Source organism: Rhabdaerophilum calidifontis (genome assembly GCF_008641065.1).
Lineage (GTDB): Bacteria > Pseudomonadota > Alphaproteobacteria > Rhizobiales > Beijerinckiaceae > Rhabdaerophilum > Rhabdaerophilum calidifontis.
Window position 1 is genome coordinate 228,679 of sequence record NZ_VTRS01000001.1, and the last position, 25,587, is coordinate 254,265.

Consider the following 25,587-nt stretch of genomic DNA (forward strand, 5'->3'; position numbering starts at 1 on the left):
AACGCGACGTGGACCCTGTCCCGCCGCACGGCAACCGCGCAAGAAGGCATGCACCCAGGGTTCCGGGAGAGACAGGCATCATGGTTCCCGGGGCTGGCGCGGCGCGAGGCGGGCGATCTGTCCAGCCAGGCTCCGTATCGCCTCGACCAGCATCGGCCCGCCGCAGATTGTCAGCCGCTCGGGGATGACGATGCGTCGCTCGGGCGGAAACAGCGACTGGAGGGCAGGATGCAGCAGGAGCGCCCTGCCCTGATCCTCGGCCACGTTGTCATCGCGCGCGATCAGAATGGCATCCGGCTTCAGCATCACGATCTGCTCCAGCGCGATGCGCCCGCCCGTCCTGATCCCAAGTTCCGCCGCGGCGTTGACAAGCCCGGCCTGCGCGAGAAGCTCCGACATCAGCGAGTGTGCGCCCGAAACCCAGGCCCGGCGGGAAAGCGGCAATACTGTCAGCTTCCGGGCGGAGGCGGCAGCGCGCAATTCGGCCAGCGCCGCATCGATCTCGGCATTCCGTGCCGAGGCCCTGGCGCCGGCCCCCGTGATCTCTCCAAAGCGCGTGATCTGACGTTTCGTCTCGGCCACGGAACGCACCGGCGCAAATTCTTCGAGATTGATGCCGCGTGCGCGGATGAACTCCCGGGTTGCACGCTTGGTGAACGTGCCGGTCACGACGAGATCGGGCTTGAGCACCATGATCTCCTCCGCGGACCCGGAGAGGATGGGCAGGCTCTTCGCGCGACTTGCCATGAAGGAGCGGGCAGCATCGGCCGCAAACGGGCTGAGGCCCGCGATCTGCTCCGGCGCGGCAAGGTCGAGCAGCACCTGATCCGTGCACATGTTGAGCGAAATGATCCGCCTCGACGGGTCAGCCTGGGCGCAGACAATGCCGCCCAGCAAGCAAAAACCCGCGTAGGTCACACGGATGAGGCGCAGGCCGGGAAACGCGGACGGGCGCAGAAACGCGAGCCCCCCTCTCGGGCAGCGCCGCCGGCTTCCGCTCACGCCAATCCCCATGGCGTCACGATCTCTTCTCCGTCGATGGTCTGACGCAGCGCCGTAATGCCGTAGACTTTGGCGAGATGCTCATCCGTCAAGACGTCGGCCGGCGCCCCCCGGGCCACGAGGAGCCCCTCGTGCATCAGCATGATCTCGTCCGCGAGACGACTGGCCAGGGCGATGTCATGCGTGACCGCGACCACCAGGGCGCCGCGCCGGGCCTCGGAGCGCAGATCCTGCATGACGGTGATCTGATACCGCGGATCGAGTGACGCCGTCGGTTCGTCGACCAGCAGGATCTCGGGTTGCCCCGCCAGCACTCGGGCCAGCATCACGCGGGCCCGCTCGCCGCCCGAGAGCGTCGTCACGGCCTGATCGGCGAACCGCGTCGTGTCGGTGCGCATCATCGCGGTGTTCACGGCCGTGGCGTCGGCCCCGCGCATGGCCGCGGGATCGGCAAGGCCGTGGGGAAAGCGCCCGAGCGCCACCACGTCGCAGGTGCTGAGCGGCCAGTGCACCTGATGTCCTTGCGGGAGATATCCCATGCGCTGCGCGCGCTGCTTGCGGCTGAGTGCCGCCAGGGGCTGATTGCCGATGCGCACAATGCCGCGCGCAGGCAGGAGGCCGGCCATGGCTTTCAGCAGGGTCGTCTTGCCGGCACCGTTGGGGCCGAGCAGCGCGACAAACCGGGCCGCGCCCAGCGCCAATGTCACGTCGCGCACGACATCGCGGCCCCCGAGAGCAACGCTGATCCGGTCCAGGGTCAGTGCCGCGCTCATGCCACACCGCCCGCAAGGCTGCGACGTTGATGCATGATCAGATACAGGAAGAACGGTACGCCGATAAGCGAGGTCAGAACGCCAACCTTGATGTCGCTGGTTGCGGGAATGAGCCTGACCGCAATGTCGGCTGCCATCAGCAGACAGGCTCCCGTCAAGGCCGCGGGGATCATCAGGCGAGCCGGATCATGCCCGACCAGCGGCCGCACGAGGTGCGGTGCGACCAGACCGATGAAGGAAATGGTTCCTGCGACCGCGACCGACGCGCCCACTCCAAGCGCCACGCCGAGGATCACGACGAGCCGGAGCAGATCGACATTGACGCCAAGGCTCTGGGCTGCCTCCTCGCCCAGCGTGAGCGCGCGGAACGCCCCCCGCTGCAGGAACAGCAACACGGCCGCGACAGCGATGAATGGCAGCGCCATCACGACATGGCGCATGCTGCGATCTTCCAAGGATCCCAAAAGCCAGAAGGCGATCTCGAGTGCTGCAAACGGGTTGGGCGCAAGGTTCATCGCCAGCGCCGTTCCAGCCCCGGCCAGTGCCGAGACGGCAAGACCGGAGAGGATCAGCAGCAAGAGCGACGCGCTGCGCCCCGCCACGGCGATCAACAGAAAAACGGAGAGGAATGCGCCGCCGATGGATGCAACCGGCAGGCCCCAGGAGAGCGTGTCATTCCAACCCAGCGCGATGGTCGATACCGCCGCGAAAGCCGCCGTCTGCGGGGCTCCGAACAGCGAAGGCGCCGCCAGCGGGTTGCGCAACAGGCCCTGCATGGCCGCGCCCGAAAGCCCGAGAATCGCGCCGATCATCAGCGCAAGCACGGCACGCGGCAGGCGGATCTCCCTGACGATGATGCCATGCGCATCCAGGCCGATGCCGGCAAGACCGCTCCAGACCTCGGTGAAGGTCAGCCTCACCGGTCCGACCGCAAGGCAGGCCGTGAACAGGGTCGCGGCAAGCAGCGCCAGCGCAGGCAGCAGCCACGAGCGGGGCAGGTTCCTCATGCGGGCGTTACCATGTCGCGGCCAACCCCGCATAAGCGGCGCGGCCTGTCGTGCCGAAATTATAAACGTCCTGATACTTGGCGTTGGTGATATTCTCCACACGTAGCGAAGCCTTCCAGGTTTCGTTGAACCTGTAGCTGGTCGCCATGTCGAGCCGCGCAAAGGGTGCCAGCCTGTCGCGCTCGTTGGATCTTGAAAACCGCTCGGAGATCAGGGTCACCGAAGGCTCAATCAATACCTGCGGCAACGGCATCCATTGCAGTGCGATCCGGCCCGTATGTTGGGGGCGGCGCTGGAGCGTGAGATTCGTCGCCTCATCCTTGGCGTGAAGATAAGTATAGGCCGCCGTCATCGAAAGCATGCCTTCGATGATCTCGGCCCGCGCGCTGGCCTCCAGCCCCGAGGTCACCGCGCGATCGACATTGAAGTAACAGCGCGACTCGGTCTGTGCGATGCAGCCTGCCGAGTTGTTGAACTGCACAAGATTGCGGATATTGTTGTGAAATATTGTCAATGAGAGTTTGGCGCGGCCTTTTAGGAATGACTGGTCGATGCCCGCGTCGAAGCCGGTGCTGAATTCGGGCCGGAGATCGGGTGTGCCGACCACGGCAAAGCGCTGGAACAGGGTCGGGGCCTTGGCGCCCGTGCCGGCGCTGGCGCGGAGAACCGTGCCGGTTTCGAAGATCTGGTAGGCGGCGGTCGTGCGCCAGGTGCTGAACCCCCTGCTGTCGCTGATTTTGTCGTGCCTTGCCCCCAGTGAAACCATCAGCCGTTCGCCGATCGGCACTTGCCACAGGCCAAAGCCAGACATCGTGTCCTGATGGGCACCGACATTCCGGATGCGTGGCCCGGGTATGGGCAGAACATTGGTGGCAAAGGTGTCGGCGCTCTCGCGTTCGATGCGCGCTCCGGCGATCAGGGAGCCGAATTGCTGCATGCGGAATGTCGCCTGATACTCGGTGCCGAGCCGATCACCGATGAAATCACTCGTCGTCCGCGTCTCCCGCAGCACGCCGCCCGTCCGCGACAAGGTCGAATTGACGAAATTGCGCTCGGTGCGCGCGGCAAACAGCTGGATCGCGTGGGTCAGGGCTCCGTCCCAAGTGTCCAGCTCGGTCCGCGCCGTGATCTGGTTCAGACGCCTCGCCGCCGAACTGGCCGTATCGGGGAATGTCGTTGACCCTGGCGATGCAAGGCCCGAACCTGCATCCGTTTCGGCGCGCGTATCAACCGAGATGCCCGCCAGCTCGAAGCGAAACCCGGTTCCCGGATCGTAGCCAAGGCGGCCATAGCCGCCGAAGCGCTCGAAACCGTCCGCCTCCAGCTTTCCGCCGCGTATTCCGTGGATGTTATTGGCATTGGACAATCGATCAATCCTGTAGCCATAACGCGAGAATCCGTCGGCGCGCTGAGCCGTGCCGGAGAAGGCGAAGCTCCAGGGGCCGACGGTGCCGGTGGCGGAGCCGACCGTGCTGACGGTGCCGTAGCTGCCGGCCTCGACCCCGAAGCTGAAACTCGGCTGGCCTCGTCCGCGCTTGGTGATGATGTTGACCACGCCGCCGATGGCATCCGAGCCGTAAAGCGCCGATTGCGGGCCGCGCAGCACCTCGATGCGCTCGATCAGGGAAGGCGCGATGATCGAAGCGTCGAATTCGCCGCTGGCCTGTGCCGGATCGTTGATGCGCACACCGTCGATCAGAACCAGCGTGTGGTTGGGATTCGCGCCGCGCAGCCTGATGTCGCTGGTGCCGCCGGGCCCGCCGGCCTCGGTCAGCGAGACGCCGGGCACGCTGCGCAGCACATCCACCAGCGAGGCGGGATTGGTGCGCTCGATCTCCGCCCGCGGGACGACCGTGATGGCGCTGCCGGTCCGTTGAATCGCGGTTGGCAGCCGGTTCGCCGTCAGCGTGATTTCGAGAACGGGTTCGGCAGGTTGTCGGGGTGTTGTCTGCGCGAGCGCCGGAGCGGCCCATGTCAGCAGAAGACAAGCAAAGGACGTGGCGCAAGCCACGCGAGACAGACCAGACATGTTTCCTCCAACGGCCCGCCGCCGTGGTTCGGGTTGCACATGCTCTCGGCCGGTCTCCTGGCTTGCGGCTCAAATGTCGGTTCGACCCTTCCCGATCCTTCGGATCAGTGGTCATGTCGAAACGGCTCGCCGCTCACAGTTGCGGGGGCAGCCGCCGATTTCAGCCCTGCGGGCCGTCACGGCGTTCCCGTTTCACCTTTCTCCCGAAAGGCACCGAAAGCGATCCTGGTTAAGCACGGAACATGGCCCGGGACAAGAACGGGTCGGGAGAACGAAGCCCCCAGCCTGTCGACCGGCACCAGGAGGTCTGACTGGACAGACAGCGCGGGCGAAGCGGCATGGCCCCGCCCGCCGCCAGCGTCTCAGGCGCGGTTGTAGAGGCGGTTCACCACGAAACCTGTGCGGGAGAGGCCATGCGCAAACTTCGCCGCTGCCAGCAGCGCGAGGTCAACCAACGGCTCTGCCAGAATGACGCTCATGTAGGCGCCGCCGAACTTGGCAAGGCCGGCGAACGTCTCGACCGAAAAGCCCGATCCGTAAAGAACCCAGAAGATGACCCAGCCGACAATGCCGGCCTGGAAGGCCGTGGAGAGCGCCAGCGCCTGACGATAGGAGATTTCGACATAGGCCGTGCCTGGCGCGATCAGGCGCCTGGCAAGCATTTCGATGCCGAAGAGCGGCACCAGCAGCGTGGTGACGTTCATGCCGTATTGCGGCAGGTCTTGCGGAGCAAAGAACACGCTCTGCGTGGCAAGCCCAAGCACGAGGCCGACACCCGCGGCCGCGGCACCGAACAACAGGAAGAGAGTGGAGCCGAGGATGAAATGGACCTCCGAAACCCCGACCGGGTAATGCGGGAAGACCTCGAAGAATGAAAAGACCGCAAGCGAGGTGATCAGCGCGCGCTGCACGAACGACGGCAGCCCCTGTTCGCGGATGTTCGCAACTGCGAGCTTGCCGAGATAGCCCATCGACGCGGCGGCTGTTGCGTAGCTCAGCACCATCTTCGTGCCGTCAACAATTCCAGGCTCAATATGCATCGTTCCTCCTCGCCGTCTTCCCCGACGGCGGTAACGGGGTTGGAATTGCGGCGCGCGGAGCGCCGGATGGCAGGTTTCCTGACTCGCGGGTCGCTGCTGAAGGCCGCCTTCCCGGTTGCCCAGTGGCATCTTGGCCTCAGCTCGTCGCTTACAGTTGCGGGGGCAGTCCCGGCTTCCAACCGGGTTCCCTTTGAAGCCCTTTCGGGCACCATCGCAATCCGGTCTGGGCGAAGGCCGGTCACGTGTCAAACAAAATGCACCTGGGATGCGGGGTGCGCATCGAGGGGCTGGCAGCGGGCCGAGCCCGGGCGCGGTCAGATCGCGTCCGGGCGATAATCGGAATCGATGGTCAGCGTGCCCGTCGCGCGCGAGACGCAGGCGCAGATGCGTCCGTTCGCCGCCTTCTCGTGATCCGAGAAGAACACGTCGCGATGGTCGATCTCGCCCTCCACGGCAAGAACGTCCATGGCGCAGAGGCCGCATTCGCCGCGCCGGCAATCCGAGATCACCCCGATGCCTGCGCGCTCCAGCGCGTCGAGCAGCGTCATGGTGCGCGGCACGATCAGGTCGACGCCGTGGCGCGGCACGCGGACGCGGAAATCCTCCGCGCCGAGGCGTCCGGAGGAGCCGAAGGTCTCCCAGCGCAGGTTTGCCGCCGGCCGTCCGGCGGCGGCCCAGAGCCGGCGCGCCGCGTCGAGCATCGGCATGGGGCCGCAGAGCGCGCAGAGCGCATCCGGCGCGAGTCGCGCGAATTCGGCGCCGAGATCGATCCGCCGGCCCTCCTCCGAGAGCATGGGGATGTAATCCGCCCCGAGCAGCGCCGCGAGTTCCCTCTCGAAGCCGAGATCGGCGCGCTGCCGCGCCGCATGCAGCAGGCGGAACCGCGCGCCGCGGCGCTTCAGCAGGCCGGCCATGCCGATCAGCGGCGTGATGCCGATGCCGCCGGCGACGAGCAGGAATTCGGAATGCTCGAAATCGAGCGTGAAGGCGCTCTTCGGGGCGGTGATCGCCAGTCTCGCGCCGGGGGCGAGACTCCAGAGATAATCCGAGCCGCCACGGCTGTCCGCCCGCCGCCGGACGCCGATCCGGTAGCTGTCGCCGCCGGCCTCGCCGATCAGCGAATAGGAGCGCGTCTCCGGCTGGCCATTGACCATCACGCGGATATCGAGATGCGCGCCGGGGGTGAATGGCAGCAGATTGCCGGCCTGCGGCACGAGATCGAAGACGCGGATCGTCGGGGCGACATCGCGGATGGCGCGGAGCGTGGCCTCGCCCCAATGGGCAGCAAAACGCATGGCGGTCTCCTATTCGGTCCGGATCTGGATGAGCGCCGCGCCCGGCACCCGGGCGAGCGCGGCGCGCGAGCGCAGCGCCATTGCGAGGTTGCGGCCGGCGAGGCGGGAATGCTCGCGCATCAGCGCCTCGGCGCGGGCGCCCTCGCGACGGGTGATCGCGTCGACGATGCAATGATGCTGATCCTGCGCCAGGATCAGGATCCGCCCCGCCTCGGGGCTCTCGCTCTGCGCCCGCACGAAGGCGCTCGGCGAGGCGAAGGGCAGGGACATCGCCCGCTCGATCTGGCGCTCGACGACTCGGCTCGCCGCAAGCCGCGTGATCTCGCGGTGGAAGGCGGCGTTGAGATCGATATAGAGCGTGAAGGCGTCCTCGCTCGCGGCGATCCGCGCGACCGCCTCGTCGAGCCGGGCGAGCAGATCGCGCAGCCGGTCGAGTGCGGTCGAACTCGCCCCGCGTTCGGCGGCGAGCCGCGCGGCGAGGCCCTCCAGCGTGCCGCGCAGTTCGATCGCATCGAGCACCTCACGCTCGCCGAAGGCGCGGGCGGCATAGCCGCCGGAGGGGATCGCCTCCAGCAGCCCTTCCTCCGCGAGCTTCATCAGCGCCGCCCGCACCGGAGTCCGCGACACCCCGATCCGCTCGACGATCGCGAGTTCGGCGAGCCGCTCGCCGGGCCGGATCTCGCCGGCGAGGATCAGATCGCGCAGCATCAGTTCGGCGCGAACCGTCTGCGAGACGGCACGATCCTCCGCCAGCGGGGCGCCTGCGGTCGCCATGCTCACTCCGCCGCCTGCGGCATGGCGGGGCCGCCTTGTTCGGCCTCGATCATCGAATCGATCAGCCGCCGCGCCCACATCGACCCGGAATCGATGTTGAGATTGTAGAAGATCCGGCCGGGATTTTCCGCGATCGCGCGCTGCTGCGCCTCAAGGATCTCCTCATCCTCGCGAAAGATCGTGCTGACGCCCTCGCAGATCTGCGTGGTCAGCGCCTGGTCGCGCAGCCGGTAATTGCGGACGAAGGCCCAGAAATAATGGCAGGTTTCGTCGGTTTCCGGGGTGACCGTGTTCAGAACCATGCCGTTGACGCCCTGGGAGCGGTCGCCCTCCGGCGCGCCGGTGCCGGCCGGTGCGACGCCGACATCGATGGCGATGGTCGCCGGCGCCTCGAAGCGGATGATCTGCCAGCGATCGACATGGCCGGGCTTGCCGAGCTGCGCGGCCCAGAAGGGCGGCGGCTCGATGTTCCGCATCCAGCGCGTCACGGTGGCGGTGCGCTCGCCATGCGTCGTCACGAAGGGGGCCTCGGCCACGGCGTCGTTGCCGATCGAGGAGCCATGCACGAAGGTCTCGTGGGTCAGGTCCATCAGGTTGTCGATCACGAGGCGGTATTCGCATTTGGCGTGGATCCGCTTGCCGTCCCCCTCCCATTCCGGGTCGCGGTTCCAGTGCAGGTCCGGGATCTTCGCGGGGTCCGCCAGCGCGGGATCGCCCGGCCACAGCCAGATGAAACGATGCTTCTCGACGACCGGATAGGCGCGCACGCAGGCCGAGGGGTTGATCGTCTCCTGGCTGGGCATGAAGGTGCAGCGCCCCTGCGCGTTGAAGACCAGGCCGTGATAGGGGCAGACGACCTCGTCGCCCTTGAGATGCCCGCGCGAGAGCGGCACCAGGCGGTGCCAGCAGGCATCCGCCAGCGCCGCCACCGCGCCGTCGGCCTTCCGGTAGAGTACGATCTTCTGGTTGCAGATGGTGCGCGCGAGAAGCGCCCGCTTCACCTCGATGTCCCACGCCGCGCAATACCAGGCATTGAGCGGGAAGGCGGATGCCGACATGGTATTCCTCCTGTATACATTATTTCTGGAATGAATCCACTATCTTCTGAAATTGTCAACGGCGCATGCGGTTATGCCGCATCACATGTAGAATCAAACGCAGATGGTATACAGTGGCCGGAGATGTCGTTCTCAGCGCGCCGGCTCCGCGAGAAGCCGGATCGCCGCCGCCGCCATGCCGGCATTGTCATGGGCGATGCCGGGCACCTCGACGAGACGCCAGCGGAACGGCGCGCCGAGCCGTTCCGCCGCCTCCCGCGCGGCGGCGAAGAAGGCGTGGCCGCGCGCCAGCCGATGCGGGCCCTGCGCTGCGGCGCCGGGCTGGCGGGGCAGGGATTCATGGTCGGGATCATTATCCCGGTCTCCGAGCAGGATCACGGCGGGCCGCGCGAGGGCTCGCCACAGATCCGCGTCGGAGAGTGCGATCCCGCCGAGACCGAAGGGGAAGGGCACGTCGCGCCGGGGCATGGTGTAGGAACCGGCATTGGCGATGATCACCGGTTCCGCCCGGCTCGCGGGGGCGAGGAGCAGGAAGCGATGCGTGAACTGCGCGCCGGCCGAATGGCCGTAGAGCGCGTAATGCGGCCGTGTCGCCCCGGTGCGGGCGCAGATCGCGTCATGCACGCGATCGATGATCGGGAAGGCCCAGTCCTGGGGCGGGCGCGGTGCGCCGTGCTGATCGACCACCCCGCCCCAATTGTAGGCAGCCGTGCCGGGGAAATTGTCGCGATCGAATTCCGGGACCGCAACCAGCACCCGCCCCGCCTCGGCATGGAGGATCCATTGATCGCGGTATTCGGCGGCGTTGCGTCCGCGACCATGCAGCACGATCAGGACCTGATCCGCCGCGCGCCAGGCGGCGGGGCGGTAGAGATGCACCGAGATCGGCCGCGCGCCGGTGCCGAAACGGTCGGCGAGCGTGAAACGCGACGCGCCGGACGGGGTCTCGGCGCGGGCAAGGCGCGGCAGGATCAGCGTCTGAAGCCCCAGGGCGAGCGCCATGCGACGGGTCGGCGCCGGCCGTGCCGGGAACGGGGAAGGCATGGTGTATCTCCGGAAGGTCGTGGGGAGGCGCATTCTGCCATTCGGCATGCGCGCGCGGAAGCCGCGGCGCGCGCATGCTCCCGGTGATCCGCCCGATCGGAGAATGCCCTAGAGAATCCGGAGCTGGCCCGTCGTCACGTCGAAGACCGCGCCATGGAGATGCAGCCGGCCCTTGCCGTGCAGGATGTTGATGCATGGGAAGGTCAGCAGGTTCTCGATCGAGTTGCGGATCGAGGCGATGGCCAGCCTTTCGGCATAATCGTGATCGCTCTCACCCTCGGAGGCTGGCAGCGTTTCCGCCGCCGGGGTGATCAGCGTCATCCATTTGCCGATGAAATCGCCGGGCGAAAGCGCGTCGTCGCTTTGGGGATTGCGCAGCCGCCGCACGAAGGCATGGACGCCGCCGCAGCGGCCGTGCCCCATCACGACGATGTGGCGGACCTTGAGCGCCTGGACCGCGAATTCCAATGCCGCGGAGGTGCCGTGCAATTCCCCGTCCGGCGAATAGGGCGGCACGAGATTGGCGACGTTGCGGACGACGAAGATCTCGCCCGGCCGGGCATCGAAGATGACTTCCGGCGAGACGCGGCTGTCGCAGCAGGCGATGATCATCGTCTCGGGTTTCTGGCCGACTTCGGCCATGGCTGCGAAGCGCGCGCGCTCCTGCGGCAGGCGCCCCTCGCGAAAGGCGGCGTAGCCGTCGAGCAGGCGCTGGGGAAAGGGCTCGGCCCGGCTGGGAGCGGCCTCCCGCTCCGGTGGGGCGGCGTGGCTGGTCGTGGCGAAGGACACGGTTCTGGCCTCACGGTTTGGAACATTTCGCAAGATGTCCGCGCCGGGGCTTTCGGCAAGTGGCGGCGCAGCATCAGACCCAGATGGCGATCGGCAATCCATGGCGGTCGCGCGGGAAGGGGTCCGGGTTGGGGCGTGCCTCGCCGCGGGCATGGCGCAGGGCCGTGAGCGCGCAGGCGAGCGCGTCGAGGCGATCGTTCTCGGCGGCGCCGGCGGGCGGAGTTCCGACGAGCAGCGCCGGCGGCAGGCCTGCGGCCGCGAGCAGCGCCCGCCGCTCCGCGAGGCCCGCGGCGGTTTTCTTCGGATGCGCGAGCGGCGCGCCGGCCAGCGCGCGGAACACCACTTCCGGGTGCGTCTCGACCGCGCGGGCGGCCAGGCCGGGATCGGCACGAAGGGCGGCATCGACCTCGCGGATGCGCGGAAAGAGGTTGAAGCCCTGTTTCGAGACCTTGCGCGGCGGTGTGCTCGTCGCCAGTGCCGCCCGGCATGCGGATGCATAATCCGCGGCCTCGACTGCGGCCCGTGCGGGGATCGAGAAGACGCTCGATTGCCGCGCGCCGAGCCGACCCCGCACCGCCTGCTCAGCCGCGCGGCCGGGCCCCGCGATCCAGTCCGGCAGGCCGATCGGCATGTCCACGGCGATCGCGGCAAGTCGCGGCTGGGCGGTGATGAAACCCGCGAAATCCGTCCAGAGGCCGATCCGTCCCGGCGCGTCGCCGGCCAGCGGGAGCAGGGCGACGATCCAGCCGGCCGGGCAGCCGTCGAGCCCCGCGACGAAGCCCGCGTCGTTCCCGTCTGCTTCGCCTGTCTCGCCCCTCGCCAGCATGGGCATAAGCTGATAGCGGATCGCCGGCGCCCGGCAAGGGCGAACCGGCCGGCAAGGGAGAGACGCATGAGGGAGCAACCGCGCCTGCGTTCGGTGCTTTATGTTCCGGCGGCGAATTCGCGGGCGCTTGCCAAGGCGGCCGAACTCGCCTGCGATGCCGTGATCCTAGATCTCGAGGATGCCGTGCATCCCGAGGCCAAGGCCGGGGCGCGGCTCGCCGCGCGCGCCGCCCTCGAGAGCGGCGCCTTTGCCGGCCGGTTCGTCGCGGTGCGCGTCAACGGCTTCGATGAGGCGGAGGATGGGCCGGGCTGGCTGGTCGAGGATCTGGCGGCGATTGTGCCTGCCGGGCCCGATGCCGTGCTGTTCCCGAAGATCCGGACCCGCGACGATGCCGAGCGCGCGCAATCGGCGCTCGACCATCATTTCGCGCCGCCGGCGCTGCGCCTGTGGCTGATGATCGAGACGCCGCGGGCGGTTCTCGATATCGCCGCGATCGCCGGGCTTGCGGGGGAGCCGGATTCCCGCCTTGCCGCCCTGGTGCTCGGCACCAACGATCTCGCCAAGGAGATGCGGCTGCCGCCGGTGCCCTCGCGGCTGCCGCTGCTGCACGCGCTCTCGGCCTGCGTGCTTGCCGCCCGGTCGCATGGCCTTGCCGTGCTCGACGGTGTCCACGCCGCGCTCGGCGATACCGTCGGGTTCGAGGCCGAGTGCCTGCAGGGGCGCGGCCTCGGCTTCGACGGCAAGACGCTGATTCACCCCGCCCAGATCGAGCCCGCCAACCGCCTGTTCGGGCCGAGCGAAGCGGAGCTTGCAGATGCGCGCGCGCTCATCGCCGCCTTCGAGGCGCCGGAGAATGCCGGACGCGGCGTCATCGTTGTCGATGGCCGGATGGTGGAGCGCCTGCATTACGAGATGGCGCTGCGGCTCGTCGCGCTGGCCTGATCCCGCCAGTTCCGCTGGAAGCGGAGATTGCCGGGTTTCGCCCTAGGCGCCCGCCTCGCGGGCCCGTTCGACCGCGCGGCTGATCAGCGCGCGCGCCTCGGCGGCATCGCCCCAGCCGAGGAGCTTCACCCATTTGCCGGGTTCGAGATCCTTGTAATGCAGGAAGAAATGCTCGATCTGCTTCCAGGTGATCTCCGGCATGTCGGTGTAATTTTCGACACGCTCGTAACGCCGGGTCAGCTTGAGCGAGGGCACGGCGATGATCTTCTCGTCGCCGCCGCCGTCATCCTCCATCTTCAGCACGCCGATCGGCTTCACATTGATCACCGCGCCGGGAATGATCGGCCGGGTATTGGCGACCAGCACGTCGATCGGGTCGCCGTCATCGGAAAGGGTATGCGGCACGAAGCCGTAATTCCCGGGGTAGCGCATCGGCGTGTAGAGGAAGCGGTCGACGATCAGCGTCCCCGCCGCCTTGTCCATTTCGTATTTGATCGGCTCGCCGCCGATCGGCACCTCGACGATCACGTTGACATCGTGGGGCGGGTTCTTGCCGATCGGGATCGCATCGATGCGCATGGGAAGCTCCGGTTTCGTTGCGCGAGCCTCTAGCCGGGATTGGTGCGCCGCACAACTCCCGGCCGCGAGCACGATGCCATGCGCGGGCGGCGCGGTTTCCCTTGCGGCAAAAATCCTCTAAGCCGGCGCCATGCCGCGCCTGCCGCGAACCGTCGAATATTACACCGCCCGCCGCGAGAAGCGCGAGGCCCGCTGGAACCGCGCGATCGAAACGCCGGGCGAGCGGCTGCGCGCCTGGCTCGACCTGCTGATCGTCGATCACGGCGTGCTCCGCCTCTTCCATCTCAACCGGCACCGGGTCGGGCGCCGGCTCTGGCGCTCGGCGCAGCCTTCGCCGCGGGATATCGCGCGGCTCGCGCGCGAGGGGCTGAGGACCATCGTCAATCTGCGCGGTGGGCGCGCGCATGGCGCCTGGCAGCTCGAGAAGGATGCGGCCCAGCGGCACGGCATCACGATCGTCGATCTCGTGCTGCGCTCGCGCGAGGCGCCGGACCGCGCGACCCTGCTCGCCCTGCCGGATTTCTTCGCGGGCCTCGCCTATCCCGCGCTGGCGCACTGCAAATCCGGCGCCGACCGCGCCGGGCTGTTCGCGGCGCTCTACCTGCTCGTGGTGGAAAAGGCGGAGGCAGCGCGGGCATTGCGGGAACTCAGCCTGCGCAAGGGCCATTTCCGCTACGCGCAGACCGGAATCCTCGACGCTTTCCTCGAAGCCTATCGCGACGAGGGCGAGGCGCGCGGCAAGGCGTTCATCGATTGGGTGCGCGAGGATTACGACCCCGAGGCGCTGAAGGCCCGGTTCCGGCCCCGGCCGCTCGCCAGCCTCGTCGTCGATCTCGTGCTCCGGCGCGAATAGCTCAATCCCCGGGCACGGGCCGCGCCGGCGGGCCGGCATAGGCCCAGAGCCATTCCCGCGGCAGCGGGCCCTTGTTGCGCGCCGGCGCCTGCATCTGCTCCCAGGCATGGGCGAGGATACCGACCGAACGCGAGAGCACGAAGAGGCCACGCGTCAGCGGCGGGGGGAAGCCGAGTTCGCCGTAGATCACCGCGGTGGCGCCGTCGATATTGAGCGGGATTACCCGACCCTTGCGCCGCTCGAGATCGGCGCCGATCGCCTCGGCGATGGCGGCGAAACGGCCCGGAACCGTTCCGGCGGCGGCGGCGGCGTGCGCCAGCGCGAGAAGCGGCGCCGCGCGCGGATCCACCGGGTGGAAGCGGTGGCCGAAGCCGGGAACATAGCCGCCCTCCGTGGCGAGGAAACGGTCGAGCCGGGCCGTGACGGCCGCCGCAAGGCCGGCACCGGCATCCATCGCCGCCGCGATCTCGCCGAAAAAGGCCAGCGCCTGCTCGCCCGCGCCGCCATGGATGTCGCCGAGCACGTTGATCGCCGAGGCCATGGCGGCGTTGATCCCCACGCCGCAGGTGGCGGCCATGCGCGCGATGGCGATCGAGGGCGCCTGGGGTCCGTGATCGACCGCGGCGGCCAGCGCATGGCCGAGCAGCTCCGCCTGCGCCTCCGTGGGCAATTCACCATGCAGCATCAGCCAGATCATCGCCGGGAACGAGACATGGCCGATCAGATCCTCGATCGCATAGCCGCGCAGCCGGATCATGCCGGGGCGCATCTCGATGATGCCGGTCTCCCACCAGGCTTCGCCGCGGGCGCGGCCGGGATCGGCGGGGGGGTCCGTCATGACAAATTCCCGCGGGGCCGCACATCGGCGAGGATCTCGCCGGAATGTTCGCCGAGCCGCGGCGGCGGCCGCAAGGGCCGGGGCGCGATGCCATCGACCAGGAAGCCGCCGCGCGTGACGCTCAGCGGCCGGTCGATGCCCGGCACCGCCTCGAACCGCGCCGTCATCGCGCGGCCGGCCACCTGGGGTTCGGCGAGGATCTCGGGGATCGAGAGGATCCGCCCGGCCGGGATGCCGCGCGCATTGAGCCGCGCCTCCCATTCGGCCGCCGGCGCTGCGGCGAGTGCGGCCTCGATCTCGGCCTTGAGCGCGAAGCGGTTGGCCTTGCGCGCCTCGCGCCCGGCGAAGCGCGGATCGGCCGCGAGGTCGGGCCGGCCGATCAGGTCGCAGAGCGCCTCGAACTGCGCCTGCTTGTTGGCGGCGATGTTGAGGAGACCGTCGGCGGCGCGGAAGGCGCCGGAGGGCGCCGCCGTCATGTTCTCGTTGCCCATCGCCTGCGGCGGGATGCCGGCGGTGAGATAGTTGGAGACCGGCCAGCCGAGCGCGCTCAGCGTGCATTCGAGCATCGACACATCGAGCACGGCGCCGGCGCCGTGCCGTTCGCGCCGCAGCAAGGCCGCGACGATGGCGAAGGCGCCGAACAGGCCGCCGAGCGTGTCGCAGATCGGGTATCCGACGCGCAGCGGCGCCGTCTCGGGCGTGCCGGTGATGCTCATGACGCCGGAAAGCCCCTGGATGATCTGGTCATAGGCCGGGTTGGCGCGCATCGGTCCGGTCTGGCCGAAGCCGGAGATCGCGCAATAGACGAGATCGGGGCGCACGGCCCGCAGCGCCTCGGGGCCGAGGCCGAGCCGCTCCATCACGCCGGGGCGGAAATTCTCGACGAGTGCGTCGGCGGTCGCGACGAGGGCGAGGAAATCGGCGCGACCCTCCGGCGTCTTGAGATCGAGCGCGACGGAGCGTTTGCCCGCGTTCTGCGCGAGGAACGAGGCGCCCATCCCGGCCGCGTTCAGTTCCGGCGCGGCGCCGAGCTGGCGGGCGAGGTCGCCGCCCTCCGGCGCCTCGACCTTGATGACATCGGCGCCGAGCAGCGCGAGCTGGTAGGCGCAATAGGGGCCGGCCAGCACATTGGTGAGATCGAGCACGCGATAGCCGGCGAGCAGGGCCAGTGCGGGCGCCGGATCAGGCATCGCCGGGGACATGGTCGGGCTTGGGGTTCCGGTTCCGGAAGAACATGTGCAGCTTCGGGCCGAGCAGCAGGATCAGGGTGAGCGCGAGCAGGCTCGCCGAGAGCGGCCGCGTGAGGAAGGTCGACCAATCGCCGTTCGAGATCGTCATGGCCTGGCGGAAATTGGTTTCCGCCATCGGGCCGAGGATCATGCCGATGATCACCGGGGCGGTGGGAAAGTCGAACTTGCGCATGAAGAAGCCCATGATCCCGATGAGATAGAGCAGGATCAGGTCGATGACCGAGCGCGAGATGCCGTAGCTGCCGATCGTCGCGAAGATCAGGATGCCGCCATAGAGCAGCGGCGCCGGGATCTTCAGCATCTTCACCCAGAGCCCCACCAGCGGCAGGTTGAGCACCAACAGCATCACGTTGCCGACATAGAGCGAGGCGATCAGCCCCCAGACGAGCTGCGGGTTGCTCTCCAGCAGCTGCGGGCCGGGATTGATGCCGTAGCTCTGGAAGGCGGAGAGCATGATCGCGGCGGTTGCCGAGGTCGGAAGGCCCAGGGCGAGCATCGGCACCAGCACGCCGGCGGCGGAGGCGTTGTTGGCCGCCTCCGGGCCGGCCACGCCCTCGATCGCGCCATGGCCGAATTCCTCCGGCTTCGGCGAGAGCTTCTTTTCGAGCGAATAGGAGAAGAAGGTCGGGATCTCGGCGCCGCCCGCCGGCATCGCGCCGATGGGGAAGCCGATCAGCGAGCCGCGGATCCATGGCTTCCAGGAGCGTGCCCAATCCTCGCGGCTCATCCAGATCGAATCCTTGATGTCGAGAACCTCGTCCCTGACCTTCGGCTGCGCGGCGAGCCAGAGCGTCTCGCCGATCGCGAACAGCCCGACCGCGACGATGATGACGTTGATCCCGTCATAAAGCTCGGTGATCCCGAAGGCGAAGCGGATCTGGCCCGATTGGTTGTCGACGCCGATCATGCCGAGGAACATGCCGATGAAGAGTGCCGTCAGCCCGCGCACTGCCGAATTGCCGAGCACCGCCGAGACGGTGACGAAGCACAGGACCATCAGCGAGAAATAATCGGCCGGGCCGAATTTCAGCGCGAAATCCACGACCGGACCGGCGAGGAAGGTGATGCCGATCGTCCCGATCGTGCCCGCGACGAAGGAGCCGATCGCGGCGGTGGCGAGCGCAGCGCCGGCGCGGCCGCGCTTCGCCATGCGGTTGCCCTCGAGCGCGGTGACGATCGTCGCGCTTTCCCCCGGCGTGTTGAGCAGGATCGAGGTCGTCGAGCCGCCATACATCGCGCCGTAATAGATGCCGGCGAACAGGATGAAGGCGGCGGTGGGGTCGACCTTGGTGGTGATCGGCAGCAGCAATGCGATGGTCAGGGCCGGGCCGAGGCCGGGCAGCACGCCAATCGCGGTGCCGACCGCCACGCCGATCAGCGCCCACATCAGGTTGATCGGCGTCAGGGCCACGGCAAAGCCTTGCGCGAGATGGCCCAGCGTTTCCATCACAGGAACCTTTCGATGATCCCGGAGCCGATCTGGTAGCCGAGCACGCGGTCGAATCCGATATAGGCGACGATGGTCAGCACGAGGCCGAACGCGAGATCACGCAGGAACCGGCGGCTGCCGAAGGCGCGCGCCGTGCAGGCGAACAGGATCGTCGAGGCGATGATGAAGCCCATCCGCGGCAGGATCACCGTCTCGCCGATGCTCAGCCCGTCGATCAGCAGCAGGTTCGCGGCGAGGCCCGTGCCGAGCCAGAGGATGCCCGGAAGATCGAGCACCGTGCCCTCGTCATGCTCCCATCCGCCCCGCAATCCCTCGATCGTCAGCAGCGCGCCGAGCGCGGCAAGCCCGGCGGTGATCGCCCAGGGGAAGGCGGCCGGGCTGATCCGGGCATAGGTCGATTGCGGGATGGCGGCCGTGGCCCAGCCGACCAGGGCCGCGAGCGCAAGAACCCCGAGCCCGACAAAGAGCTCGGGGAGGGCGGGGCGGATCGTCATGGCTCAGCTCGCAAGCCCGAGATCCTTGAGGATGCCGGTAATGCGCGTGACCTCGGATTCGATGTATTTCCCGAAACCGTCACCGGAGAGGTAAATCCCCGTCCAGTCGCGTTTCGCGAGTTCGGCCTTCCAGCCGGCGCTGGCATTGAGCTTGTCGAACAGCCCGATCAGTGCTGCCTGCTGCTCCTTGGTGATGCCCGGCGCGCCGAACACGCCGCGCCAGTTGAACAGCTCGACATCGACCCCCTCCTCCTTCAGCGTCGGGGCGTCGATGCCCTGCTGGCGCTTGTCGGCCGAGAGCGCGAGCACGCGCAGCTTGCCCGCCTTCACCTGTTCGGCGAATTCGCCGTAGCCCGAGACGCCGCAGGAAACCTGGTTGCCGAGCAGCGCCGCCACGGCCGGGCCGCCGCCGGCGAAGGCAACATAGGCGACCTTCTTCGGATCGACGCCGACCGCCTTGGCGATCATGCCCGCGAGGATGTGGTCGGTGCCGCCGGCCGATCCGCCGGCCCAGGAGACCTTCGCCGGGTCGGCCTTGAACGCGGCGACGAGGTCCTTCATCGTCTTGAACGGGCTCGCCGCCGGCACGACGATCGCCTCGAACTCGCCTGTCAGGCGGGCGATCGGCGGCAGGTCCGTCAGCTTGAGCGGCGCCTTGTTGGCGATGATCGCGCCGACCATCACCATGCCGCCGACCATCACCGCGTTGGGTTGGCCCTTCTTCGAGGACATGAATTTCGGCAGGCCGACGACGCCGCCGGCGCCCGGCGCGTGCTCGAACTGGAAGCTCTCCATGATCTTCTCGGCGCGCATCACCTGCTCGATGGCCCGCCCGGTGCCGTCCCAGCCGCCGCCGGGCGCGGCGGGCACGAAGATCTGGAGGCTCTGGAGCGCCTGGGCCTCGGCGCGGCTGAACGGCAGCATCGCCGCGCCGCCGAGCGCGAGCGAGGTGGTGAGCAGGGTGCGGCGGTTCAGCATGATGTCCTCCCGGATGTCTTTTACGGCGAAGGGCCGTCCGGCCTTCAGGCCGAGCCAGACTATACGTGGCGAATTTTTGGCCGCGCCGCAACCGGCTACTCGCCGGCCGGGCTCCGTTCGATCGCTTTCGCCCATTCGCGCAGGAAGCGGATGCGGCGGGCCCTGTCCTGCATCGGCAACAGGCCGGGGCCGATGACGATCGGCCGGATGTTGCCGGCGTCGAGCACGGGGGCGGCGGCCTCGACGCCTTCCGGAACCGCGCCGCTGACATCGAAGAAGAAGGCTTCCTCGCGCACCACCTTCTGCCCCCGTGGCGAGAGCAGGAAATCGAGGAAGCGCCGCGCAAGCGCCGGTTCACCCCCGCGGACTGGGATCATCGCGCCGCGGCTGAGGACGAGGACGTAATCCTCCGGCAGCACGATGCCGATCGGCGCGCCCTGGCGTTGCGCGGCATAGGCATAGGAGCCGAGGAGATTGTAGGCGAGGTGCAGGCGGCCTTCGGCGAGTTCCTGGATCAGGTCGCCGCTGCAGCAGCGGGTCACGAGGTTCAGGCGGCCGAATCCCTCGATCAGCCGGCCATAGACCAGAGCGTTGCGGGCGTCGAAGGCTGCGAACAGGTAACCGATGCCCGAGCGCGCGATGTCATAGCCGCCGATGCGCCCGGCAAGCCGCACGGGCTGCTCGCGCATCAGCTCGATCAGCGCCAGGCGGGTGCGCGGCACTTCCTCCCGCGCCATCAGCGCGCGATTGTAGACGATCACCGCCGGTTCGAAGGTGAAGCCGAAGATCTCGTCGCGCCAGCGCGTCCAGGCCGGCGCGGCCAGCGTTTCGGCCGAGCGATGCGCGCGCGCGCAGCCTTCGTTCGCCAGCACGACGAGATGGTCGACCGAGGAGGTGATGACCAGATCGGCGTTCCGCCGCCCGTCGGCGCATTCCTGGCGCACGCGCTCGAACAGCGTGTTGGTCACCATCTCGCGATAACGGATCGTCACATCCGGCTCTTCGCGCTGGAAGGCGAGGATCAGCGGCTGGAACGCCGCGAGATCCGTGGCGGTGTCGAGGGTCAGGACATGCCGTTCGGTTCCCGGCGCCGTGAAGATCGTGACATCCTCGCCCGCCGCGGCGGTCGGGGCGGCGAGCAGGGCCAGCAGCAGGAGCATGCGCCGCATCATGCCGCGGCCTCCGCAAGACGGAGCGGAACGGTTCCGGCCTCGGCGAGCGGAAAGGCGAGCAGCACGGCGAAATGCCCGTCGGCACGACGCGCGAAGCCGAGCGTGCCGCCATGGGCGGCCATCACATCGGCGGCGATGGCGAGGCCGAGGCCGGAGCCGGCCGGCTCGACGCCGAGCCGCGTGAAGGGCTTGACGACTTCCGGCCAGGATTCCGGCGGGATGCCCGGCCCGTCATCGGCGATCTCGACGAGGGCGCGGCCGGCCTCGGCCCGGATCCGCGCCGCGATCAGCCCCGGCGCGCCGTGACGGACGGCGTTGTGGACGAGATTGCCGATCACCTCGCGGATCGAGACGGGATCGCCCATCACGACCAGGCTTTCCGTCTCCGCCTCGAAGCCCACCCGGATGTCGCGGTCGAGCGAGAGCGGGACGGTTTCCGCCAGCGCGGCGCGGACGAGCGGGACGAGATCGACCGGCGTCAGCGCCACCACCTCGCGGCGATGGATCACCATGGCATGGTTGAGAAGCTGGCTCGTCAGCCGGCCGAGCTGCTCGGCGCGCTCGCGGATGCGCGCGATCTGGGCGCGGCGGAGATCGGCGCGCGTCTCGGCCGAGAGCAGGTCGATCTGCGCCAGCAGGGCGGTCAGCGGCGTGCGCATCTGGTGCGCGGCATCGGCGATGAAACGCTCCATGCCGCCGATCCGCGCGGCGAGCCGGCCGAGAAAATGATTGATGGAGGCGATCAGCGTGCCGATCTCGCGCGGCGCCGCAATCGCGACGGGACGCAGATCCTTCGGATCACGCGCGGCGATTGCCGATTCGACCTGGCTCAGCGGGCGCAGCGCGAGGCGCACCGCCACCACCAGCGCGACGAGCGCCAGCAGGCTCATCCCGAGCACCAGCAGCACGGATTTCAGTGTCAGATCGCGCGCGAGGGCGAGACGCGCGAGCCGCGTCTGTGCCACGCTCACCTCCACCCAGCCGGCAATGCCCGGCCCGGTGACGTAGCGGCCGAGGGTGACGATGCGCACGGGAAAGCCGCGATAGCGGGCATCGGCCATCACCGGCATCCGCCCCAGCGGCGTGCCGTCGAGCGCGGAGACGAGGTCCTCCTGACCGGTGAGATGCGTGCCATGCGGATCGGTGACGCGATAGAAGATCCGGTCGTCGGGGGCGAGAGCCAGCGTCTCGAAGGCGGAATTCGGCGGATCGACCGTCACCGCCCCCGGCTCGGTGGCGATGCTCTCGGCGATCTGGAGCGCGGCGCCGACAAGCAGGCGGTCATAGGCTTCGTCCGCCGCGATCCGGGCATAGATCCAGGCCGCCGAGCCGAGCCCGGCCGCCGCCAGCCCGAACACAAGCGTGATGACCAGCACGAGCCGCCGGAACAGCGAGGGGCCGGCGCCGGTCACAATGCCACCAACTGATAGCCGAGCCCGCGCAGGGTGCGGATCTCGGCGCGCGCGCCGGTGATCTTGCGCCTGAGCCGGCCGATATATTGCTCGACGGCGTTCTCGCTCGGTTCGTCGTCGAGGCCGAAGAGCTGTTCGATCAGTTCGTCCTTGCCGAAGACGCGGCCGGGCCGCGCGGCGAGGATCTCGAGCAGGGTCAGTTCCCGCCTGGTCAGGTCGAGCGGGCGTCCGTCGAGGGTCGCACTGCGGCTGGCCTGATCGAGCACCAGCCCGCCGCATTCGAGCCGGCTGGTGGCCGAGCCCAGCCGCCGGCGCAGCAGCGCCCGGACACGGGCTTCGAGTTCGCGGAAATCGAACGGCTTGACGAGATAATCATCGGCGCCGAGGTCGAGCGCGGAGACGCGGTCCTCGATCTGGCTGCGCGCCGTCAGCACCAGGACCGGGGTCGTGACCCCGCGCCGGCGCAACGCCTTGAGCAGGCTGAACCCGTCGAGCCGCGGCAGCATCACGTCGAGCACGATCAACCCGTATTCCTGCGCGCGGGCCAGCGCCTCGGCCTCCTCACCGTCGCGCGCCCAGTCGATCGCGTGGCCGAGCCGTTCGAGTGCGGCGACGATCGCCTCGCCGACATCGGCGACATCCTCGACGACGAGCAGGCGCATGGCCGCCTTTCTTCCCCTCGTTCTCTGCGCCGAGAAGGCGCGAGTCAGGTTGACGACAGGTTGGGAGCGTATCGGGGAGGGATCACCCCGCCAAGTGGGTGAGTGAAACAATGTTCGAGGGGGAAGCGTCGCCGGCCGGGCCGGAACCGCCTGCCTCGCTCGCAACCGAAGTGAGGAAAAGATGATCCGCTCCAGGATTTCTGCGACCCTGTCCTCCGCAATGCTGTCGCTCGCCGCTGCCGCCCTCGCGGCCGGGACCGCGGCGGCGCAGCCCGCGAAGACCGAGTGCCTCGCCGGCGCCAAGCCCGGCGGCGGCTTCGATCTCACCTGCCGTCTCGCCGGCGCGGCGCTGCACGCCACCAAGCTGATCAAGGACCCGATGGCGGTTTCCTACATGGAGGGCGGCGTCGGGGCCGTGGCCTACAACCATGTCGTCGGCACGCGGCCCGGCGATTCCGGCCTCGTCGTCGCGGCCTCGAGCGGCTCGGCCCTGCTGATCGCGCAGGGCAAGTTCGGCAAGCATGACGAGAACGCGGTGCGCTGGGTCGGTGCGCTTGGCGCGGATTTCGGCGTCATCGCGGTGGCACCCGACAGCCCGATCAAGACGCTCAAGGATCTTGTCGCGGCCTATGGCAAGGATCCGGGCGCCTTCCCGATCGGCGGTGGCGGTGCGGTCGGCAGCCAGGATTGGATGAAGATGGCGCTGCTCGCCAAGGAGGCGAAGGCCGATCCCAAGAAGATGCGCTATGCCGCGCTCGAAGGCGGCGGCGCGGTGACCACGGCGCTCCAGGGCGGCCATATCAAGATCGCCGCCGGTGATGCCTCGGAGATGATCGCGCTGCACGAGCAGGGCAAGCTGCGCATCCTCGCCGTGATGTCCGAACGCCGCCTGCCCGGCCGGTTCAAGGACATCCCGACCACCTTCGAGCAGGGCTACACGATCGACTGGCCGATCTGGCGCGGGCTCTATGTCGGCCCCAAGGTCTCCGACGCCGATTACAATTGGTGGGTCGATACGCTGAAGAAGCTCAAGGATTCGCCGGAATTCATCAAGGAGCGCGAGGCACGCGGGCTTTTCGCCTTCGATTCGATCGGCGCGGATTTCGAAAAGCGCGTCAAGACCGATGTCGCCCGCTTCAAGCAACTGGCCAAGGAGGCCGGCCTCTAAAAGGTCCGGTTCCGGAGGGGCTTGCCGCCCCGACCCCGCGCGCCGGCGGCGCGCGGGGCCGTTCTTCAGGCGCCGCCGCTCCGGCGCCCCGTCCCGATGAGGGTTTCCATGACCGACACTTCCCGCAATGCGCGCCTTTCCGGGCGCATCGCCGCGCTGGCGCTGCTCGCCTTCGCGCTCGTCTATGGCCTGTTCGGCGCGCGCATCGAATACGCCTTCGCCTCCGATCCGATCGGGCCGCGCGGCTTCCCGGTGGCGCTGGCGCTGGTTTTGGCGCTGCTCGCGCTCTGGTATCTCGCGAGGCCCGGCGAGGCAGAGGAATGGCCGGGCCGCGCGGGGCTTGGCGCCGCACTCGCCTTTCTCGGCACAAGCGTCGCCTGCCTGCTCGTCTTCGACCATGCCGGCTTCGTGCCGAGCATGGCGGTGCTGATGGCGGTGATCGCCCGGCTGTTCGGTGCGGGGTGGATCACGGCGATCCTGGGCGGGATCGGGCAGGCGCTGCTCTGGTGGCTGCTGTTCGGGCCGCTGCTCGGCGGCAATCTTCCCAAGGGGCTGCTCGGCTTCTGAGGCCTAGCGCGGCACGGTCGACAAGAACGAGAAGAGGGGAGTTTCCGCGTGTCCTTCGATTTCCTCTGGCAGGGTTTCGGCGTCGCCCTCCTGCCGCAGAACCTGCTGATCGGCCTGATCGGCTGCTTCCTCGGCACGATGATCGGCGCCCTGCCGGCGATCGGCCCGATCAACGGCATCGCGCTGCTTTTGCCGATCGCCTATACGGCCGGGCTGCCGCCGGAATCGACGCTGATCCTGCTCGCCGGCGTCTATTACGGCGCCGAATATGGCGGGCGGATCTCCTCGATCCTGCTCAACGTGCCCGGCGATGCCGGGGCGGTGATGACCGCGCTCGACGGCTACCCCATGGCGCGCCGGGGCGAGGCGACCAAGGCGCTTGCGATCTCGGGCATCTCCTCCTTCATCGGCGGCATCCTTGCGGTGGTGGGGATGACCTTTCTCGCGGTGCCGCTGTCCTGGCTCGCGATCAAGTTCGGCCCGGCCGAATATTTCGTGCTGATGGTCTTCGCCTTCGCGACGCTCGGCTCGATGGTCGGGCACGAGCCGGCAAAGACGCTGATCGGCTGCGTGCTCGGCCTGATGCTGACGACGATCGGCCTCGACGCGACCTCGGGCGCCTATCGTTTCACCTTCGAGCAGGCCGAACTGCATGACGGGATCGAGTTCATCATCCTGGTGATCGGCCTGTTCTCGATCTCGGAAGTGCTGCTGATGCTCGAACATCAGCTCAAGGGCACGCTGCGGCCGCTCGCCGTTTCCGGCGCCTATCCGAGCTGGGCGGATATCCGCTTCATCTGGTGGCCCTCCGTCCGCGCCACGGTGATCGGCTTCGTGATCGGCGTGCTGCCGGGCACGGGTGCCTCGGTCGCGAGCGCGGTGTCCTACACCACGGAGAAGCGCCTCAACGACAAGGAGGGCACGTTCGGCACCGGCGACATGCGCGGCCTCGCGGCGCCCGAGGCCGCGAACAACGCCGCCGCCACCGGCGCCTTCGTGCCGATGCTGACCCTGGGCGTTCCGGGCTCCGGCACGACGGCAGTGATGCTCGGCGCGCTGATGCTCTACAACATCCAGCCGGGGCCGCAGCTCTTCGTCGAGCAGCCGAAGCTCGTCGGCGGGCTGATCGCCTCGATGTATGTCGGCAATCTGCTGCTGCTGGTGATGAACCTGCCGCTGGTGCAGCTCTTCGCCCGCGTGCTGCTGATGCCGAACTGGATTCTCATCCCCGGCATCACGGCCTTGTCGATCCTCGGGGTCTATTCGGCCTATGCCAGCGTGATGAGCGTCCTGATCATGTTCGGGATCGGTGTCGCGGGCTATCTGCTGCGCAAGCTCGGCTTCGACATGGCGCCGATCATCCTCGGTTTCGTGCTCGGGCGCGTCATGGAGGTCAATCTCCGCAACGCGCTCGCGCTCTCGGGCGGAGATCCCGGCATCCTCTTCGCGAGCCCGCTCGCGATCATCCTCTGGATCATGGCCGGCGCGATCGTCATCCTGCCCTGGTGGCTGCGGCGGCGGGCACGGCCAACCGCCGTTCCGGCGGCGTGAGGCGGCATATCCGGGGTCTCATCCAGCGAAGGGC

General features: G+C 68.5%; 25 protein-coding genes and 2 riboswitches. Of the genes, 5 read left to right on the forward strand and 20 right to left on the reverse strand.

What is annotated here, in order from left to right; genetic code table 11:
- Positions 1-78 precede the first annotated feature (78 nt).
- The 11 genes from FWJ24_RS01080 to FWJ24_RS01130 all read right to left on the reverse strand — a co-directional run bounded on the left by FWJ24_RS01080 (position 79) and on the right by FWJ24_RS01130 (position 11,637).
- A complete protein-coding gene (locus tag FWJ24_RS01080; protein WP_150285928.1) occupies positions 79-1,014 on the reverse strand; it encodes an ABC transporter substrate-binding protein in 936 nt (311 codons plus the stop codon).
- Positions 999-1,775: an ABC transporter ATP-binding protein gene (locus FWJ24_RS01085; RefSeq protein ID WP_150285929.1), complete on the reverse strand. Its 777-nt coding sequence runs from the start codon at positions 1,773-1,775 to the stop codon at positions 999-1,001. The genes FWJ24_RS01080 and FWJ24_RS01085 overlap by 16 nt, the downstream gene beginning before the upstream one ends.
- Complete coding sequence (locus tag FWJ24_RS01090; protein WP_150285930.1) at positions 1,772-2,782, reverse strand: FecCD family ABC transporter permease; 1,011 nt, start codon at positions 2,780-2,782, stop codon at positions 1,772-1,774. The genes FWJ24_RS01085 and FWJ24_RS01090 overlap by 4 nt, the downstream gene beginning before the upstream one ends.
- A gap of 7 nt (positions 2,783-2,789) precedes the next feature.
- Positions 2,790-4,811 carry a TonB-dependent receptor plug domain-containing protein gene (locus FWJ24_RS01095; protein ID WP_150285931.1) on the reverse strand — a complete coding sequence of 674 codons (2,022 nt, stop codon included), beginning with the start codon at positions 4,809-4,811 and terminating at the stop codon, positions 2,790-2,792.
- A 30-nt stretch (positions 4,812-4,841) separates the two neighbouring features.
- Positions 4,842-5,044: riboswitch (cobalamin riboswitch) on the reverse strand.
- 129 nt (positions 5,045-5,173) lie between these two features.
- Positions 5,174-5,851 (reverse strand): energy-coupling factor ABC transporter permease, encoded by a 678-nt coding sequence (locus FWJ24_RS01100; protein WP_150285932.1) that lies wholly within the window; start codon positions 5,849-5,851, stop codon positions 5,174-5,176.
- A gap of 51 nt (positions 5,852-5,902) precedes the next feature.
- Positions 5,903-6,079, reverse strand: a riboswitch (cobalamin riboswitch).
- A gap of 86 nt (positions 6,080-6,165) precedes the next feature.
- Positions 6,166-7,146: a PDR/VanB family oxidoreductase gene (locus tag FWJ24_RS01105; protein WP_150285933.1), complete on the reverse strand. Its 981-nt coding sequence runs from the start codon at positions 7,144-7,146 to the stop codon at positions 6,166-6,168.
- 9 nt (positions 7,147-7,155) lie between these two features.
- Positions 7,156-7,920 carry a GntR family transcriptional regulator gene (locus FWJ24_RS01110; RefSeq protein WP_425468884.1) on the reverse strand — a complete coding sequence of 255 codons (765 nt, stop codon included), beginning with the start codon at positions 7,918-7,920 and terminating at the stop codon, positions 7,156-7,158.
- 2 nt (positions 7,921-7,922) lie between these two features.
- Positions 7,923-8,978, reverse strand: a complete 1,056-nt coding sequence (locus FWJ24_RS01115) for an aromatic ring-hydroxylating dioxygenase subunit alpha (protein WP_150285934.1) — start codon at positions 8,976-8,978, stop codon at positions 7,923-7,925.
- Positions 8,979-9,110: 132 nt separating this feature from the next.
- Positions 9,111-10,022: an alpha/beta hydrolase family protein gene (locus tag FWJ24_RS01120; RefSeq protein WP_150285935.1), complete on the reverse strand. Its 912-nt coding sequence runs from the start codon at positions 10,020-10,022 to the stop codon at positions 9,111-9,113.
- A 108-nt stretch (positions 10,023-10,130) separates the two neighbouring features.
- Positions 10,131-10,730, reverse strand: a complete 600-nt coding sequence (locus tag FWJ24_RS01125; RefSeq protein ID WP_425468896.1) for a carbonic anhydrase — start codon at positions 10,728-10,730, stop codon at positions 10,131-10,133.
- Between the two features lie 154 nt (positions 10,731-10,884).
- A complete protein-coding gene (locus FWJ24_RS01130; protein ID WP_150285936.1) occupies positions 10,885-11,637 on the reverse strand; it encodes a DUF429 domain-containing protein in 753 nt (250 codons plus the stop codon).
- Positions 11,638-11,703: 66 nt separating this feature from the next.
- Between FWJ24_RS01130 and FWJ24_RS01135 the strand changes: the two genes are divergently transcribed.
- Complete coding sequence (locus tag FWJ24_RS01135; protein WP_150285937.1) at positions 11,704-12,579, forward strand: HpcH/HpaI aldolase/citrate lyase family protein; 876 nt, start codon at positions 11,704-11,706, stop codon at positions 12,577-12,579.
- Positions 12,580-12,621: 42 nt separating this feature from the next.
- On the opposite strand, the gene ppa is transcribed toward FWJ24_RS01135, so the two are convergent.
- Positions 12,622-13,158, reverse strand: a complete 537-nt coding sequence (gene ppa / locus FWJ24_RS01140; protein WP_150285938.1) for an inorganic diphosphatase — start codon at positions 13,156-13,158, stop codon at positions 12,622-12,624.
- A 130-nt stretch (positions 13,159-13,288) separates the two neighbouring features.
- On the opposite strand from ppa, the gene FWJ24_RS01145 reads away from it, so the two are divergent.
- A complete protein-coding gene (locus tag FWJ24_RS01145) occupies positions 13,289-14,011 on the forward strand; it encodes a fused DSP-PTPase phosphatase/NAD kinase-like protein (protein ID WP_150285939.1) in 723 nt (240 codons plus the stop codon).
- Between the two features lies 1 nt (position 14,012).
- Here FWJ24_RS01145 and FWJ24_RS01150 read toward each other — a convergent pair whose 3' ends face one another.
- From FWJ24_RS01150 to FWJ24_RS01185, 8 genes are all read right to left on the reverse strand, one after another.
- Positions 14,013-14,849 carry a citryl-CoA lyase gene (locus FWJ24_RS01150; RefSeq protein ID WP_150285940.1) on the reverse strand — a complete coding sequence of 279 codons (837 nt, stop codon included), beginning with the start codon at positions 14,847-14,849 and terminating at the stop codon, positions 14,013-14,015.
- Entirely contained in the window at positions 14,846-16,051 is a 1,206-nt protein-coding gene (locus FWJ24_RS01155) for a CaiB/BaiF CoA transferase family protein (RefSeq protein WP_246155459.1), read from the reverse strand. Before FWJ24_RS01155 ends, FWJ24_RS01150 begins: the two co-directional genes overlap by 4 nt.
- Positions 16,032-17,546: a tripartite tricarboxylate transporter permease gene (locus FWJ24_RS01160; protein WP_150285941.1), complete on the reverse strand. Its 1,515-nt coding sequence runs from the start codon at positions 17,544-17,546 to the stop codon at positions 16,032-16,034. The genes FWJ24_RS01155 and FWJ24_RS01160 overlap by 20 nt, the downstream gene beginning before the upstream one ends.
- The gene (locus tag FWJ24_RS01165) at positions 17,546-18,043 is read right to left on the reverse strand and encodes a tripartite tricarboxylate transporter TctB family protein (RefSeq protein ID WP_150285942.1); all 498 of its coding nucleotides are present in this window, start codon (positions 18,041-18,043) and stop codon (positions 17,546-17,548) included. Before FWJ24_RS01165 ends, FWJ24_RS01160 begins: the two co-directional genes overlap by 1 nt.
- Positions 18,044-18,046: 3 nt before the next feature.
- The gene (locus FWJ24_RS01170) at positions 18,047-19,021 is read right to left on the reverse strand and encodes a Bug family tripartite tricarboxylate transporter substrate binding protein (protein ID WP_150285943.1); all 975 of its coding nucleotides are present in this window, start codon (positions 19,019-19,021) and stop codon (positions 18,047-18,049) included.
- A 95-nt stretch (positions 19,022-19,116) separates the two neighbouring features.
- Complete coding sequence (locus FWJ24_RS01175; RefSeq protein ID WP_246155460.1) at positions 19,117-20,193, reverse strand: ABC transporter substrate-binding protein; 1,077 nt, start codon at positions 20,191-20,193, stop codon at positions 19,117-19,119.
- Positions 20,190-21,605, reverse strand: coding sequence for a sensor histidine kinase (locus FWJ24_RS01180; RefSeq protein ID WP_150285944.1), 1,416 nt, complete (start codon positions 21,603-21,605; stop codon positions 20,190-20,192). The genes FWJ24_RS01175 and FWJ24_RS01180 overlap by 4 nt, the downstream gene beginning before the upstream one ends.
- Entirely contained in the window at positions 21,602-22,267 is a 666-nt protein-coding gene (locus FWJ24_RS01185) for a response regulator transcription factor (protein ID WP_150285945.1), read from the reverse strand. Before FWJ24_RS01185 ends, FWJ24_RS01180 begins: the two co-directional genes overlap by 4 nt.
- A 181-nt stretch (positions 22,268-22,448) precedes the next feature.
- Here FWJ24_RS01185 and FWJ24_RS01190 point away from each other — a divergent pair, with 181 nt between their 5' ends.
- From FWJ24_RS01190 to FWJ24_RS01200, 3 genes are all read left to right on the forward strand, one after another.
- Complete coding sequence (locus FWJ24_RS01190; protein WP_246155461.1) at positions 22,449-23,435, forward strand: Bug family tripartite tricarboxylate transporter substrate binding protein; 987 nt, start codon at positions 22,449-22,451, stop codon at positions 23,433-23,435.
- Positions 23,436-23,543: 108 nt separating this feature from the next.
- Entirely contained in the window at positions 23,544-24,002 is a 459-nt protein-coding gene (locus FWJ24_RS01195; protein WP_150285946.1) for a tripartite tricarboxylate transporter TctB family protein, read from the forward strand.
- A gap of 48 nt (positions 24,003-24,050) precedes the next feature.
- Complete coding sequence (locus FWJ24_RS01200; protein ID WP_150285947.1) at positions 24,051-25,553, forward strand: tripartite tricarboxylate transporter permease; 1,503 nt, start codon at positions 24,051-24,053, stop codon at positions 25,551-25,553.
- Positions 25,554-25,587 lie beyond the last annotated feature (34 nt).

Bases quoted from the DNA above. Each gene is read 5' to 3' on its own strand.
- FWJ24_RS01190 (WP_246155461.1), top strand. From the start codon at position 22,449: ATGATCCGCTCCAGGATTTCTGCGACCCTGTCCTCCGCAATGCTGTCG.
- FWJ24_RS01110 (WP_425468884.1), bottom strand. From the start codon at position 7,920: ATGGCGACCGCAGGCGCCCCGCTGGCGGAGGATCGTGCCGTCTCGCAG.
- FWJ24_RS01185 (WP_150285945.1), bottom strand. From the start codon at position 22,267: ATGCGCCTGCTCGTCGTCGAGGATGTCGCCGATGTCGGCGAGGCGATC.
- FWJ24_RS01085 (WP_150285929.1), bottom strand. From the start codon at position 1,775: ATGAGCGCGGCACTGACCCTGGACCGGATCAGCGTTGCTCTCGGGGGC.
- FWJ24_RS01135 (WP_150285937.1), top strand. From the start codon at position 11,704: ATGAGGGAGCAACCGCGCCTGCGTTCGGTGCTTTATGTTCCGGCGGCG.
- FWJ24_RS01095 (WP_150285931.1), bottom strand. From the start codon at position 4,811: ATGTCTGGTCTGTCTCGCGTGGCTTGCGCCACGTCCTTTGCTTGTCTT.
- FWJ24_RS01100 (WP_150285932.1), bottom strand. From the start codon at position 5,851: ATGCATATTGAGCCTGGAATTGTTGACGGCACGAAGATGGTGCTGAGC.
- FWJ24_RS01195 (WP_150285946.1), top strand. From the start codon at position 23,544: ATGACCGACACTTCCCGCAATGCGCGCCTTTCCGGGCGCATCGCCGCG.
- ppa (WP_150285938.1), bottom strand. From the start codon at position 13,158: ATGCGCATCGATGCGATCCCGATCGGCAAGAACCCGCCCCACGATGTC.
- FWJ24_RS01080 (WP_150285928.1), bottom strand. From the start codon at position 1,014: ATGGGGATTGGCGTGAGCGGAAGCCGGCGGCGCTGCCCGAGAGGGGGG.
- FWJ24_RS01170 (WP_150285943.1), bottom strand. From the start codon at position 19,021: ATGCTGAACCGCCGCACCCTGCTCACCACCTCGCTCGCGCTCGGCGGC.
- FWJ24_RS01090 (WP_150285930.1), bottom strand. From the start codon at position 2,782: ATGAGGAACCTGCCCCGCTCGTGGCTGCTGCCTGCGCTGGCGCTGCTT.
- FWJ24_RS01115 (WP_150285934.1), bottom strand. From the start codon at position 8,978: ATGTCGGCATCCGCCTTCCCGCTCAATGCCTGGTATTGCGCGGCGTGG.
- FWJ24_RS01175 (WP_246155460.1), bottom strand. From the start codon at position 20,193: ATGATGCGGCGCATGCTCCTGCTGCTGGCCCTGCTCGCCGCCCCGACC.
- FWJ24_RS01155 (WP_246155459.1), bottom strand. From the start codon at position 16,051: ATGTCCCCGGCGATGCCTGATCCGGCGCCCGCACTGGCCCTGCTCGCC.
- FWJ24_RS01165 (WP_150285942.1), bottom strand. From the start codon at position 18,043: ATGACGATCCGCCCCGCCCTCCCCGAGCTCTTTGTCGGGCTCGGGGTT.
- FWJ24_RS01145 (WP_150285939.1), top strand. From the start codon at position 13,289: ATGCCGCGCCTGCCGCGAACCGTCGAATATTACACCGCCCGCCGCGAG.
- FWJ24_RS01160 (WP_150285941.1), bottom strand. From the start codon at position 17,546: ATGGAAACGCTGGGCCATCTCGCGCAAGGCTTTGCCGTGGCCCTGACG.
- FWJ24_RS01130 (WP_150285936.1), bottom strand. From the start codon at position 11,637: ATGCTGGCGAGGGGCGAGACAGGCGAAGCAGACGGGAACGACGCGGGC.
- FWJ24_RS01105 (WP_150285933.1), bottom strand. From the start codon at position 7,146: ATGCGTTTTGCTGCCCATTGGGGCGAGGCCACGCTCCGCGCCATCCGC.
- FWJ24_RS01150 (WP_150285940.1), bottom strand. From the start codon at position 14,849: ATGACGGACCCCCCCGCCGATCCCGGCCGCGCCCGCGGCGAAGCCTGG.
- FWJ24_RS01120 (WP_150285935.1), bottom strand. From the start codon at position 10,022: ATGCCTTCCCCGTTCCCGGCACGGCCGGCGCCGACCCGTCGCATGGCG.